Origin of the sequence: Mycolicibacterium doricum, assembly GCF_010728155.1 — a bacterium.
Classification (GTDB): Bacteria; Actinomycetota; Actinomycetes; order Mycobacteriales; family Mycobacteriaceae; genus Mycobacterium; species Mycobacterium doricum.
In genome coordinates, this window is sequence record NZ_AP022605.1 from 1,301,906 (window position 1) to 1,314,826 (window position 12,921).

Annotated in this window: 10 protein-coding genes, 2 tRNA genes and 1 pseudogene; 8 read left to right on the top strand and 5 right to left on the bottom strand. The window is 66.9% G+C overall.

Annotated features, from left to right (window positions below):
- Nucleotides 1-163: 163 nt before the first annotated feature.
- Nucleotides 164-1,058, top strand: a pseudogene (locus G6N07_RS06460) (manganese catalase family protein).
- Nucleotides 1,059-1,130: 72 nt separating this feature from the next.
- Here G6N07_RS06460 and G6N07_RS06465 read toward each other — a convergent pair.
- Entirely contained in the window at nt 1,131-1,715 is a 585-nt protein-coding gene (locus G6N07_RS06465; protein ID WP_085188948.1) for a hemerythrin domain-containing protein, read from the bottom strand.
- A gap of 113 nt (nt 1,716-1,828) precedes the next feature.
- Complete coding sequence (locus tag G6N07_RS06470) at nt 1,829-3,031, bottom strand: MFS transporter (protein ID WP_085188946.1); 1,203 nt, start codon at nt 3,029-3,031, stop codon at nt 1,829-1,831.
- A gap of 119 nt (nt 3,032-3,150) precedes the next feature.
- On the opposite strand from G6N07_RS06470, the gene G6N07_RS06475 reads away from it, so the two are divergent.
- From G6N07_RS06475 to G6N07_RS06490, 4 genes are all read left to right on the top strand, one after another.
- Nucleotides 3,151-3,936: a fumarylacetoacetate hydrolase family protein gene (locus G6N07_RS06475; protein ID WP_085188944.1), complete on the top strand. Its 786-nt coding sequence runs from the start codon at nt 3,151-3,153 to the stop codon at nt 3,934-3,936.
- Between the two features lie 5 nt (nt 3,937-3,941).
- Nucleotides 3,942-5,405: a glutamate--tRNA ligase gene (gene gltX, locus G6N07_RS06480; protein WP_165756749.1), complete on the top strand. Its 1,464-nt coding sequence runs from the start codon at nt 3,942-3,944 to the stop codon at nt 5,403-5,405.
- 147 nt (nt 5,406-5,552) lie between these two features.
- Nucleotides 5,553-5,624, top strand: a tRNA-Gln gene (locus G6N07_RS06485).
- A 92-nt stretch (nt 5,625-5,716) separates the two neighbouring features.
- Nucleotides 5,717-5,789: transfer RNA gene (locus tag G6N07_RS06490), tRNA-Glu, on the top strand.
- A 145-nt stretch (nt 5,790-5,934) separates the two neighbouring features.
- Here the strand turns inward: G6N07_RS06490 and G6N07_RS06495 are convergent.
- Nucleotides 5,935-6,636 (bottom strand): IclR family transcriptional regulator, encoded by a 702-nt coding sequence (locus tag G6N07_RS06495; RefSeq protein WP_085188940.1) that lies wholly within the window; start codon nt 6,634-6,636, stop codon nt 5,935-5,937.
- A gap of 76 nt (nt 6,637-6,712) precedes the next feature.
- Here G6N07_RS06495 and leuC point away from each other — a divergent pair, with 76 nt between their 5' ends.
- The 3 genes from leuC (at nt 6,713) to G6N07_RS06510 (ending at nt 9,661) form a co-directional block, all read left to right on the top strand.
- On the top strand, nt 6,713-8,158 hold the full coding sequence (gene leuC / locus G6N07_RS06500; RefSeq protein WP_085188938.1) for a 3-isopropylmalate dehydratase large subunit: 1,446 nt from the start codon (nt 6,713-6,715) through the stop codon (nt 8,156-8,158).
- A 13-nt stretch (nt 8,159-8,171) separates the two neighbouring features.
- Nucleotides 8,172-8,765 carry a 3-isopropylmalate dehydratase small subunit gene (gene leuD / locus G6N07_RS06505; RefSeq protein ID WP_085188937.1) on the top strand — a complete coding sequence of 198 codons (594 nt, stop codon included), beginning with the start codon at nt 8,172-8,174 and terminating at the stop codon, nt 8,763-8,765.
- 203 nt (nt 8,766-8,968) lie between these two features.
- Nucleotides 8,969-9,661, top strand: a complete 693-nt coding sequence (locus G6N07_RS06510; protein ID WP_085188935.1) for an HU family DNA-binding protein — start codon at nt 8,969-8,971, stop codon at nt 9,659-9,661.
- A 57-nt stretch (nt 9,662-9,718) separates the two neighbouring features.
- On the opposite strand, the gene G6N07_RS06515 is transcribed toward G6N07_RS06510, so the two are convergent.
- Nucleotides 9,719-10,660, bottom strand: a complete 942-nt coding sequence (locus tag G6N07_RS06515) for an 8-oxo-(d)GTP phosphatase MutT1 (protein ID WP_085188933.1) — start codon at nt 10,658-10,660, stop codon at nt 9,719-9,721.
- 54 nt (nt 10,661-10,714) lie between these two features.
- On the bottom strand, nt 10,715-12,910 hold the full coding sequence (locus G6N07_RS06520; protein ID WP_235849608.1) for an RNA degradosome polyphosphate kinase: 2,196 nt from the start codon (nt 12,908-12,910) through the stop codon (nt 10,715-10,717).
- Between the last annotated feature and the right edge of the window lie 11 nt (nt 12,911-12,921).

Here is a 12,921-nt window from a genome sequence, read left to right on the forward strand (position 1 = left end):
TGCAGACGCTGGTGGACTCGGCGGTCAATTGCGATTTCGTCCGCGCTCGGTGGCGAAAATCCTGAGAATCGGCCCCGTGTCGGCATGGTCTGTTTGGTGCCCGTGGCGTTGGGTAGTTACGGCGGACGGCACCATAACCACAATTCAGGAAGGCGGCAGCCTGGTGTTCATTCACAACAAGGACCTTCAATTCGAGGTCCGCGTCGAGAAGCCGGACCCTCGATTCGCCACTCTGCTGCAAGAGCAGTTCGGCGGCGCCAACGGCGAACTGAAAGCGGCCATGCAGTACTTCACGCAGGCGTTCGTGCTTCGCGGGAAGAACCCGCCGATGTACGACCTGTTCATGGACATCGCCACCGAGGAACTCAGCCACCTCGAGATGGTCGGCTCGATGATCACGATGCTTCTCGACGGGCTCAACGACGACCTGAAGGCGGCCACCGAAAAGTGTGACTGGATGCCCGCGGTGGCGTCCAACGACGGTCGCGATCAGATCATCCACAGCGTGGCGGTCAACCCGCTGTTCATGTCGCTCACCGGAGGCGGCCCCGATGTGCGGGATTCCGCGGGCGTGCCCTGGAGCGGCACCTTCGTCAACTCCAACGGCGACCCGTCGGTGGACCTGCGCAGCAACCTGGCCGCTGAGTCGCGCGCCAAGATCGTCTACGAGTACCTCAAGCAGTTCACCGATGATCCCGGGGTGCAGGACACCCTGACGTTCCTGATGACCCGCGAAGTGACCCATTACCAGCAGTTCACGGCGGCCTTCAACGAGTTGCCGGTGAACTTCCCGCCCGGCGTGCTGGCCGGCGACCAGCGCTTCCAGAATGTGGCGTTCAACATGAGCAACGGTGAGGGTTCGGTGCGCGGGCCGTGGAACGAGGGTCAGGGCCCGTGGCCGGACGGGATGCAGTGGCAGTACGTAGAGAAGCCGACCGAACAGTGGTTTGGGCACTGACAACCGTACGAACAAGGGTGCCCACGGCGACGTCAGCGGCCGGCCCGGTGTCACCGAAGGTAAGCCGTTCACCCACGAACACCACATCCCGGCGACATAACGCGGGCAGCGAAAGCAGCCGGTATCAATACGATGCCGGCTGCTTCCGCCGTGCATCAGTGGACGCCGTGGATCAGTGGATCTGCGGGTCCGGCGGGTTCTTCTCGGACCGCCCGCTGGCCGCGTCGCGCAGGTGGTCGACGATCGCCGCGCCGGCGCCCATCGTCTTCTGCACGAGCGCGCTCGGCGGGGTATCGGGATGCGGCCGGGTCGGCGCCACTTTCTTGGCGTCCTCGAGCTTCTTCCCCAGTCGCTCACGCTCCTCGCGGCTTACCGCTGCCTCGAACCGCGGCCAGACCACCTCCTGTTCGTAGCGGATGTGCTCGCGGCCTGCCGTGACGAACTCCTGCAGCGCATCGTGGTATTCGACCTGCCCGGGTTCGCTGTCGAGCAGTTGTTGCAGCGCTCGCTTGCCCTGCTGTTCCTGTTCCAACCCGCGGTCGGCGAGTTCATCACCGCCCTCGACCTTTTCGCGCACCATCGGCCAAAAGAACTGCTCCTCGATCGCTTCGTGCTGCGACTCGGCGATGATCAGGTTCTCCACCATCGTGCCCAGCCCGCTCATTTCCGCGCCGGTGCCCCGTGGGGATCCGTCGAGGACCTGCAGCATGCCGAGCACACTCTTGTGGTCCTGGCGTAGGAACGCCAATGCCTCCATGACTGTTACCTCCATATTGTCGCGCTGGCCGCTGTGACGTACCCGGCCAGCGGACGACGAAACTGCGCGGCGGATGGCGGCGTCTAGAGGGGCATGGTCGGTGCCCGCGGCTGTCAACGGCGGTCGGGCCCGATGCCGGTTCGGGGCCCTGCAGGAACCAGTGGCAACGCCAACAGCGGTAGCACCGCCAGCACCGCGAACGCCGCTGGGTATCCGAAGGCACCGATCAGTCCGCCGAAGATCGGGCCCGATGCGGCCGACGCCAGATGCTGGCTGGTGTTCTGAGCGCCCAGGGCCCGTCCGCTCCAGAACGGCCCCGCGATCTCGGCGATGGCGGTGAACGCCAAACCGTTGTCGCACACCGTCATCACCGAGGCGACCACCATCAGCGCGGCGCTCACCGGAGAGCCCAACGCATCGGTGAGAGCCACGAGCGCGAGCACGGCCGCCGCCGCCCAGGCGATCCAGCGGATCGGACGCAACCGGTCGCCGACGCGGTCCGACAGATAGCCGGCGCCGACTCGGCCGCCCGCACCGAGGATCTGGGCCAGCGTGACCAGTGCCCCCGCGGATGCCGCCGACCATCCCCGCTCGGACATCAACCACACCAGTGTGAAAGTCCACACCACCGCCTGTGGCACCACGAGCAGGACCGACAGGGCGTGGATTCGCCACAGCACTGTGTCGCCGCGGTACGGGTTGGCCAGCACCTCGGCTGCGGCCTCCCCGCGCGGGGGCCGCGGCGGATCCAGTACGCCGACGAGGCAGAAGATCGCCGCTGCCGCGCACACGACTGCCGGAAACAACAGGGCCACCGCGACGCCCCGGCTTTGGGCAACCGTCGGAATCACCAAGGCGCCGAGGCCGACCCCGAGCGGAACCGACGCCTGCCGGATCCCCATCACCAGACCGCGCTGATGTGGTGCGAACCATCCCACCACCAGGCGGCCGCTGGCCGAATTGCTGCCCGCGGCGGCCATCCCGCCGAGGAACAGCAACGCGCCCACGGCCGGAAGGGAATCCACCGCGGCCGCGGCGAAGGCGGCGGCCGCGGTGAGCCCCGAACCCACCGTCAGCACGAAGCGTTCACCGACCCGGTCGACGACGTAGCCCCAAGCGATCAGGGTCACCACCATGCCGAAGCTCGGCATCGACGCCATCAGTCCGGCCAGTGCGAGATCGAGGCCGCGCTCGGCACGCAGCGACGGGATGAGAAACGCCGCGCCGTAGACAAATACATTGGCGCACATCGTCGCGGCGACACCCAGCGCCAACATCGACCAGCGGCGCACCGTGCCGATGGTCTGGGCCGCCATCTCTCCATGGTGACATGGCACGTCTCATATATCCGAACCAGCATCTCAAGATCTGAAATCGCCCGGTGGGCAGGACGGCGCTTGCCCGGGGCGCAGACTGCTGACACTAAGCTGGCAGCATGCGCCTCGGTCGAATCGCCAGCCCCGACGGAGTCGCCTTCGTCAGCGTTGAGGGCACCCCCGACGATCCCGCCACGACCGTCAGGGAGATCGCCGAACATCCCTTCGGCACGCCCACCTTTACGGGGCGGTCGTGGCCGCTGGCCGACGTCCGGCTGCTGGCACCCATCCTGGCCAGCAAGGTGGTGTGCATCGGGAAAAACTACGCCGCGCACATCGAGGAGATGGGCGGCGGACACTTCCCGGACCCGGTGATCTTCCTCAAACCGAACACGTCGATCATCGGCCCCAACATCCCGATCCAATTGCCGGCCAACGCCAATCCTGTGCACTTCGAGGGAGAGCTGGCCGTCGTCATCGGTCGGCCGTGCAAGGACGTGCCCGCCGCGAGGGCTGCCGAGAACATCCTGGGCTACACCATCGCCAACGACGTGTCCGCGCGCGACCAGCAGCAGCAGGACGGACAGTGGACCCGTGCCAAGGGCCACGACACGTTCTGTCCGGTGGGTCCGTGGATCGTCACCGACGTCGACCCGTCGGATCTCGAATTGCGCACCGAGGTCAACGGCGAGACGCGTCAGCTCACCCGGACGTCGATGATGCTGCACGACGTCGGGGCGATCGTGGAGTGGATCTCGGCCGTGATGACCCTGCTGCCCGGGGACCTCATCCTCACCGGGACCCCCGAGGGGGTGTCCCCGATCGACGACGGCGACACCGTCTCGATCACCGTCGAGAACATCGGGACGCTCACCAACCCCGTTGTGCGAAAAGGAAGACGATGAGCGATATGGGCGTACGCGTGCGATTCTGTCCTTCGCCGACGGGCACTCCGCACGTCGGCTTGATCCGCACTGCGCTCTTCAACTGGGCGTACGCGCGTCACACCGGCGGTACGTTCGTATTCCGTATCGAGGACACCGATTCGGCCCGCGACAGCGAGGAGAGCTACCACGCGATCCTCGACGCGCTGAGCTGGCTCGGACTGGACTACGACGAAGGACCCGGGATCGGCGGACCGTATGCGCCGTACCGCCAGTCGCAGCGCCGGGACGTCTACCGCGACGTGATCACCCGTCTGGTCGACGCGGGCGAGGCCTACGAGGCCTATTCGACCGCCGAGGACGTCGAGGCTCGCCACCTTGCCGCGGGGCGCAATCCGAAACTGGGCTACGACAACTTCGACCGCGACCTCACCGACGAGGAACGCGCCGCCTACCGCGCCGAGGGCCGCGAGCCGGTGATCCGCCTCAGGATGCCGGATGACGACATTACCTGGCGCGACCTCGTGCGTGGCGAGACGACGTTCGGTGCCGGGACGATTCCCGACTTTGCGCTCACCCGCGGCAACGGTGAGCCGCTCTACACGTTGGTCAACCCGGTCGACGATGCGCTGATGAAGATCACCCATGTGCTGCGGGGGGAGGACCTGCTGCCGTCCACTCCCCGTCAGATCGCTTTGTACCGGGCGCTGATCCGCATCGGTGTTGCAGACGAAGTGCCGCAGTTCGCCCACCTGCCGAGCGTGCTCGGTGACGGCAACAAGAAGCTCTCCAAACGAGATCCGCAGTCGAATCTGTTCCTGCACCGCGATCGGGGCTTCATTCCCGAGGGGCTGCTCAACTACCTGGCGCTGTTGGGTTGGGGCATCGCCGACGACCGCGACGTATTCAGCCTCGAGGAGATGGTGGCCGCCTTCGACGTCGCCGACGTGAACTCCAATCCCGCGCGGTTCGACCAGAAGAAGGCCGACGCGCTCAACGCCGAACACATTCGGATGCTGTCCGAGCAGGAGTTCACCGCGCGCCTCGAGGAGTACTTCGCCGCCCACGGACACGACACCGGTCTCGACAACGCGCGGTTCGCCGAGGCTGCCCGGTTGGTGCAGACCCGCATCGTCGTCCTCGGTGACGCCTGGGGCCTGCTGAAGTTCCTCGACGAGGGCTCGTTCGCTCTCGACGAGAAGGCGGCGGCCAAGGAACTCAAGGGAGATGCGGTACAGGTACTGGACGCCGCGCTTTCGGCGCTCCAGGGTGTCGGGCAGTGGACGACCGCCGCGATCGAAGAGGCGCTGAAGAAGGCGCTACTGGAGGATCTCCAGCTCAAGCCGCGCAAGGCGTTCGGTCCGATCCGCGTCGCCGCCACCGGAGCCTCGGTGAGCCCGCCGCTGTTCGAATCGCTGGAGTTGCTCGGGCGTGACCGCAGCCTGGCCCGCCTGCGGGCCGGACGCGAGCATGCGGCCGCTACCGCCTAGGTCGTGTGGCCGCTCCGCGGGATGCGTGGCGAAAGCACCCCGAAATATTTGGTAGTGTGCACGTCGGCGCCGGAACGATGCGCGGGGGAGATCCTCGCCGCGCAAGCGCTCCGAAAAGGCTCGTGACCAGCGGTTATGGGCGGCCGATGGGGTATGGTGTAATTGGCAACACAGCTGATTCTGGTTCAGCCATTCTAGGTTCGAGTCCTGGTACCCCAGCTGGATCGAGGTCTGCGCGAAGAGCCGAAGCGCTCTGCAGGCGATTAGGTCAGCGTTGTTCGCTGAGCTATGCTGTCCAACCGAAAGTTCTAGCCCCCGTCGTCTAGCGGCCTAGGACGCCGCCCTCTCACGGCGGTAGCGTGGGTTCGAATCCCATCGGGGGTACATCACCGGCTTTCGTCCGGCCATTCCGGCACCGAGATCTACGCCACGGTCGATCTACGTCACGGTCGATCTACGTCACGGTCGATCTACGTCATGGTCATCGTGCGGGTCCGCCGACCGCCGCCACGTCGGTCTCGGCGAGCCGCTACAGCCGGCTGGCGAGGGTATCGGCGGCGGCGAGCAGATCGGCGGCCCACCGCGCGCCGGGGCGCCGCCCCATCCGGTCGATCGGACCCGACACCGAGATCGCCGCCACTACGGCCCCCTTGCCGTCGCGCACCGGCGCGGAGACGCTGGCCACCCCGGGCTCGCGTTCAGCCGCGCTCTGCGCCCACCCGCGCCTGCGCACCTCGGCCAGCGTGCGTTCGGTGAACATGGCTTCGGGCAGCACCGCCTGCTGGGTGGCGGCGTCGGCGAAGGCGAGCAGCACTTTCGCCCCCGAACCCGCCGTCATCGGCAGCGGGGTTCCGACCGGAACTGTGTCCCTCAGTCCCGCGGGCGGTTCCAGGGCCGCGATGCAGATCCGGGAGGTGCCCTCCCGCCGGTACAGCTGAACGCTCTCCCCGGTCATCTCCCGAAGGCGAGGCAGGATCACTGCTCCGGCGGCCAGCAGCGGATCGTTGACCTGGCCGGCCAACTCGGTCAGCGCTGGCCCGAGCCGCCACCGCCCGTCGGCATCCCGGGCCAGCAGACGGTGGGTTTCCAGGCCCGTGGCCAACCGGTGCGCCGTCGCCCGGGGTAGTCCGGTGCGCTCGCATAGTTCCGCGAGCGCGCAGGGGGACTCCGCCACGGTATGCAGTAAGCCCACGGCTTTGTCCAGCACGCCGATGCCGCTATCCTGTCTCACAAAGAGATACTATCCTCCCGAAATGTGAGAATGCCAGCGTAACGGCGCAGGCGGCGTATCGAGAATCGAGAAGGTAATGGCACAGCTCACCACACCGCGCACCATGGCCGAGAAGGTGTGGGCCGACCACGTCGTCGCCCATGGCACCGGCGAGGGTGCCGGGCGTGAACCGGATCTGATCTACATCGACCTGCACCTTGTGCACGAGGTAACCAGCCCGCAGGCGTTCGACGGCCTGCGCCTGGCGAATCGACCGGTGCGACGGCCGGACCTCACCATCGCCACCGAAGACCACAACGTGCCCACGGTTGACATCGACAAGCCGATCGCGGACCCGGTGTCGCGCATCCAGGTGGAGACGTTGCGCCGCAACTGCGCCGAATTCGGGATCCGGCTGCATCCGATGGGTGACGCCGAACAGGGCATCGTTCACATCATCGGCCCGCAGCTCGGGCTCACCCAGCCGGGCATGACTGTCGTGTGCGGTGACAGCCACACCTCGACCCACGGCGCGTTCGGCGCCCTGGCAATGGGGATCGGCACCTCCGAGGTGGAACACGTACTGGCGACGCAGACGCTGCCGCTGCGGCCGTTCAAGACGATGGCGGTCAACGTTGAAGGGGAGCTCCCGCCTGGAGTCAGCGCCAAGGACGTCATCCTGGCCGTGATCGCCAAGATCGGCACCGGCGGGGGACAGGGCCACGTCATCGAATACCGCGGCAGCGCCATCGCATCACTGTCGATGGAGGGCCGAATGACCATCTGCAACATGAGCATAGAGGCCGGCGCGCGGGCCGGCATGGTGGCGCCCGACGAGACCACGTTCGAATTCCTGCGCGGCCGTCCGCACGCGCCCACTGGCGCCGACTGGGATGCGGCAGTGCAGGCCTGGCGGCAGCTGCGCACCGATCCCGGCGCAGAATTCGACACCGAGGTCTATCTCGACGCCGCCGAGCTGAGCCCGTTCGTCACCTGGGGCACCAATCCCGGGCAGGGGGTGCCGCTGTCCGGCGCGGTGCCCGACCCGGAGCTGATCGCTGACGAGGGTCAGCGGCAGGCGGCGGAAAAGGCGTTGACTTACATGGGTCTTCAGGCCGGCACCGCGATGCGCGACGTCGCGGTCGATACCGTGTTCGTCGGATCGTGCACCAACGGGCGCATCGAGGATCTGCGCGTCGTCGCCGACGTCCTGCGGGGCCGCAGCGTCGCCGACGGGGTGCGGATGCTGGTGGTCCCCGGATCGATGCGGGTCCGCGCGCAGGCTGAATCCGAAGGGCTCGACCGGATCTTCGTCGAGGCCGGTGCCCAGTGGCGGCAGGCGGGCTGCTCGATGTGTCTGGGCATGAATCCCGATCAACTGTCCCCGGGGCAGCGATGCGCGTCGACGTCCAACCGCAACTTCGAGGGGCGCCAGGGCAAAGGCGGGCGGACACATCTGGTCTCGCCGGCCGTGGCCGCCGCCACCGCCGTCCGCGGCACGCTGTCATCACCTGCGGACCTGTCCGCCATCCCCGCTCGCTGAAGGAGAACCCGCCATGGAAGCCTTTCGCACTCACACCGGGATCGGCGTGCCCCTGCGTCGGTCGAACGTCGACACAGACCAGATCATCCCCGCGGTGTACCTGAAGCGGGTAACCAGAACCGGTTTCGAGGACGGCCTTTTCGCCGCGTGGCGCAACGACCCCTCCTTCGTGCTGAACCTGCCGCCGTTCGACCGGGGTTCGGTTCTGGTGGCCGGACCCGATTTCGGCACGGGGTCCTCGCGCGAGCATGCGGTGTGGGCGCTGATGGACTTCGGTTTCCGGGTCGTCATCTCGTCGCGGTTCGCCGACATCTTCCGCGGGAATTCTGGTAAGGCCGGTCTTTTGGCCGCCGAGGTCGGTCAAAATGACGTGGAAATTTTGTGGAAGTTGATCGAGCAGAATCCTGGACTGGAAATCACTGTCAATCTTCAAGATCGCAACATCATCGCCGGAACGGTCATGGTGCCGTTCACTATTGACGACTACACTGCGTGGCGCCTGCTCGAAGGGCTCGACGATATAGGCCTCACGCTGCGGAAACAGGCTGAAATCGAGGATTACGAGCAGCACAGGCCGAGCTGGAAGCCGCGCACTCTGCCGGCCTGATCCGGGCCGTCGGCCCTACCCGGAATCGCCGTTTTGGCACCCGTTTCCCGGCAAGCCGACAGACGTCAAGGGCCCCAACCGGATTGCCGAAATGTTCACCGGCAGCCGCCGAAACAGCGCGTGGCTCTTGGAATTCAATGGTCAGTGGGTTTACCGTGTCCACTAGTCGGCCCAAGTAGGGCTACTTGTCTCGGAGGTTTTGCATGAACAAAGCGGAGCTTATCGACGCACTGACAACCAAGATGGGCACCGATCGCCGGCAGGCCACCGCCGCGGTCGAGAATGTCGTGGATACCATCGTGCGGGCGGTACACAAGGGCGACAGCGTGACCATCACCGGTTTCGGCGTCTTCGAACAGCGCCGGCGCGCAGCGCGCGTCGCACGCAACCCGCGCACGGGTGAGACGGTGAAGGTAAGGCCGACCTCGGTGCCCGCGTTCCGGCCGGGCGCGCAATTCAAGGCGATCGTCTCTGGCGCACAGAAGCTCGCGGCCGAAGGTCCCGCTGTGAAGCGCGGAGTGACTGCCGGGCCGGCGAAGCGTGCGGCGAAGAAGGCCCCCGCCAAGAAGACCGCCGCAAACAAGACGACCGCCAACAAGGCTGCCGCCAACAAGACGACGGCCGCGGCCAAGTCGGCGCCGGCGAAGAAGTCGACCGCCGCGGCGAAGAAGACGGCACCGGCCAACAAGACCACGACGGCCGCGGCCAAGAAGTCGGCGCCGGCGAAGAAGTCGACCGCCGCGGCGAAGAAGACGGCACCGGCCAAGAAGTCCGCGAGCAAGGCGCCGGCCAAAAAGGCGGCGGCAAAGGCTCCCGCCAAGAAAGCCACCGCCGCCAAGAAGACGGCCGCCAAGGCTGCGACCCGCAAGGCGCCGGCCAAGAAGGGCCGTAAGTAAATCCTCGACACACGGCGAACCGCCGCGGATTGTGACGACTCGTGGCGGTTCTGGCGTCTATCTGAGGGCCAGCGGGCTGCCGATGTGGTCGGCGGCGACCAGTCGCCCCGCGACCAGCGACAGCACCCAGGTGCTGCCCTTGCGGTTACGGGACTTGTCCGGCCGGACCCCGTCGCGATCGCACCACCACTCGATCAGGTCGGGAATCACCTTGCCCTGAGAGCAGATCACCGGTGTGTGCCCTGCCTCGCCCGCCTCGGCGGCGATCTGCAGCACGCGCCGCCGTGCCGCCTTCTTGTCCTTGGCGTAGGCCTCTTCGGTCAGCGTCGGTTCGGGCTGCACTGTCTCACCGAGCTCTTCGGCCAACGGCTCGATCGTCTGCTCGCAGCGCGTGCGGTCGGCGGCGTGCAACCGGTCGGCTCCGAATGCCAGTAGTTGACCGACCAACGACTCGGCCTGCGCGCGGCCGTGCTTGTCCAGCGGCCGTTTGCGGTCGTCGCCGCGGTAGCGAGATTTGCTTCCGGCCGTCGCATGGCGCACGACGAGCACCGTCTGGGTGTCGGGCGGCACCTTCGTGAACTGGCGCAGCACTTTCCGATCATGGGGGTAACCCAGCCGCGTGATCGCCTCGCGCACGGGCAACCAGATTAGCTCGTCGACTTCGTCGTTGGGGGAGAAGGTGCCGTCGGCGGCGCGGGCCGCCCAGTACCGGACCTTCTTGACTTGCTGGTCGAGCGGATAGCTCACCGATGCCAGGCGCCGGCCGAGGACGCACGAGTAGCCGGTCTCCTCGCGCACCTCACGCACAGCGGTGACCGGTTCGGTCTCCCCGGGGTCGACCTTTCCCTTGGGCAGCGACCAGTCGTCGTAGCGTGGGCGGTGGATGACGGCTACATCGGGCGCCGACCCGCCGGCACCGGGTCGCCACAGCACCGCACCGGCCGCCAGCACGAACTTGGCAGGCAACACAACGGCATCCTTGGTCGTCGTCTTGGACAACTCATCTCCTGCAGGTCATCGGGCCCGCGGCGGTGGCCGGTGTCAAGCGGCAGATCACGGATTGCGATGACGGTGCATCAGCGACACCTGGTGGTCGCGAACGGTCTCACCTTCGCGCGGCGACGCCGACCAGTGCCCGTCCCGTCCGAGCTCCCAGCAGCGCGTCGCCGGGTCCATCGCCGACTCGAACACGTCGTTCAGCTGTGCGGTCAGCCGAGGATCCTTCACCTGAGCCATCACCTCGACGCGACGGTCGAGGTTGCGGTGCATCATGTCCGCGCTGCCGATCCAGTATTCGTCGATGGCGCGGAAGTGGATGATCCGTGAGTGTTCGAGGAAGCGGCCGAGGATGGAGCGCACCACGATGTTGTCGGAGAACCCCGCGACGCCGGGCCGCAGCGCGCAGATACCGCGCACCACCACCTCGACGCGGACACCCGCCTGTGAAGCGCGGTAGAGGGCGTCGATGACCTGTTCGTCGACCAACGCGTTGGCCTTGAGGCGGATCCGGCTCTCGGCGCCGTCGCGGGCGGCAGCGACTTCGCGTTCGATGCGGTCGACGATACCCCGGCGCACCCCGTGCGGCGCCACCAGTAGGTTGCGGTAGGCGACCTTGCGGGAGTACCCGGTCAGCGAGTTGAACAGATCGGTCAGATCAGCCCCGATGTCCGGTGCCGCCGTGAGAAGGCCCACGTCCTCGTACAGGCGGGCGGTCTTCGGATTGTAGTTACCGGTTCCGACGTGGCAGTAGCGCCGGATCATCGACCCTTCGCGGCGCACGACGAGCGCTGTCTTGCAGTGGGTCTTGAGCCCGATCAATCCGTACACCACGTGGACGCCGGCCTGCTCAAGTGCGCGGGCCCACTTGATGTTGGCGTGTTCGTCGAACCGTGCCTTGATCTCGACCAGCGCCACCACCTGCTTACCCGCCTCGGCGGCGTCGATCAGCGCGTTGACGATAGGGGAGTCACCCGAGGTGCGGTACAGCGTCTGCTTGATGGCGAGGACGTTCGGGTCGGCCGCGGCCTGTTCGATGAACCGCTGCACGGTCGTGGAGAACGAATCGTAGGGATGGTGCACCAACACGTCGCCGTCACGCAGTGTGGAGAAGATGCTCTTCGGTGTCTCCCGCTCACCGAATGCCGGTGGGGTGGCGGGCACGAAGGGCCGATCCTTGAGCGCCGGGCGGTCGACGGCATAGATCTGCCAGAGCGCAGAGAGGTCGAGCAGGCCCGCCACGTCCACCACGTCGCTCGGGTCGACGTCGAGTTCGCGCAGCAGCAGTTCCAGCATGCTCTCGGTCATGTCGTCGGAGACCTCGAGGCGCACCGGCGAACCGAACCGCCGCCGGGCGAGTTCGCGTTCGAGCGCCTGCAACAGGTCCTCGTCGCGGTCCTCCTCGACTTCGAAGTCCGCGTTGCGGGTGATCCGGAAGGCGTGGTGCTCGACGATCTCCAGCCCGGGGAACAGCACCGGCAGGAACGCGGCGATCAACTCCTCCATCGGAAGGAACCGGACAACCTCATTGGTCTCACCGCGCACCCCGAGCTGCACGAACCGCTCGACGTTGTCGGGCACCTTGATCCGTGCGAAGTGCTGTCCGCCGTCGTCGGGCTGGCGGACCGTGATCGCCAGGTTCAGCGACAGGCCGCTGACGAACGGGAACGGATGGGCGGGGTCGACCGCCAGCGGGGTCAGCACGGGGAAGACCTGTTCGTGGAAGTACGTCGAAAGCTGCGCGCGTTCGGCCTCGTCGAGTTCGGACCAGGTCACGATGACGATCCCCTCGTCGGCAAGGGCGGGGCGCACGGCGTCGAGGAACACCCGCGCGTGCCGGGACGCGATCTGCTGGGTGCGCTCACTGATCCGGCGCAATTGCTCACGCGGTGAGAGCCCGTCGGCCGAACGCACCGACAGGCCCATCTCGTCACGCCGTTTGAGACCGGCGACCCGCACCATGTAGAACTCGTCGAGGTTGGACGCGAAGATCGCGAGGAACTTCGCGCGCTCGAGCAGGGGCAGGCTCGGATCGGCGGCCAGCGCCAGCACCCGGGCATTGAAGTCCAGCCAGCTCAGTTCGCGGTTGAGGTAGCGATCCTCGGGCAGCGCGTTGTCGGTCGCGGGCGGTGTCGCCGCGGGCGGTGCCTCCGGGGTCGAATGTCCCGACGCGCGGTCATTGCTCTCTGTGGTGCCCTCTGTGGTGCCCTCTGTGGTGCCCTCCGCGCGGATCGCGGCCTCGGCTTCGGTCATGGCCCGATCCT

What these genes read in the sequence shown, in the direction of transcription:
- G6N07_RS06470 (WP_085188946.1), bottom strand. Translation starts at nt 3,031, where the DNA reads ATGGCGGCCCAGACCATCGGCACGGTGCGCCGCTGGTCGATGTTGGCG.
- G6N07_RS06510 (WP_085188935.1), top strand. Translation starts at nt 8,969, where the DNA reads ATGAACAAAGCGGAGCTTATCGACGCACTGACAACCAAGATGGGCACC.
- G6N07_RS06520 (WP_235849608.1), bottom strand. Translation starts at nt 12,910, where the DNA reads ATGACCGAAGCCGAGGCCGCGATCCGCGCGGAGGGCACCACAGAGGGC.
- leuD (WP_085188937.1), top strand. Translation starts at nt 8,172, where the DNA reads ATGGAAGCCTTTCGCACTCACACCGGGATCGGCGTGCCCCTGCGTCGG.
- G6N07_RS06475 (WP_085188944.1), top strand. Translation starts at nt 3,151, where the DNA reads ATGCGCCTCGGTCGAATCGCCAGCCCCGACGGAGTCGCCTTCGTCAGC.
- gltX (WP_165756749.1), top strand. Translation starts at nt 3,942, where the DNA reads ATGGGCGTACGCGTGCGATTCTGTCCTTCGCCGACGGGCACTCCGCAC.
- G6N07_RS06465 (WP_085188948.1), bottom strand. Translation starts at nt 1,715, where the DNA reads ATGGAGGCATTGGCGTTCCTACGCCAGGACCACAAGAGTGTGCTCGGC.
- leuC (WP_085188938.1), top strand. Translation starts at nt 6,713, where the DNA reads ATGGCACAGCTCACCACACCGCGCACCATGGCCGAGAAGGTGTGGGCC.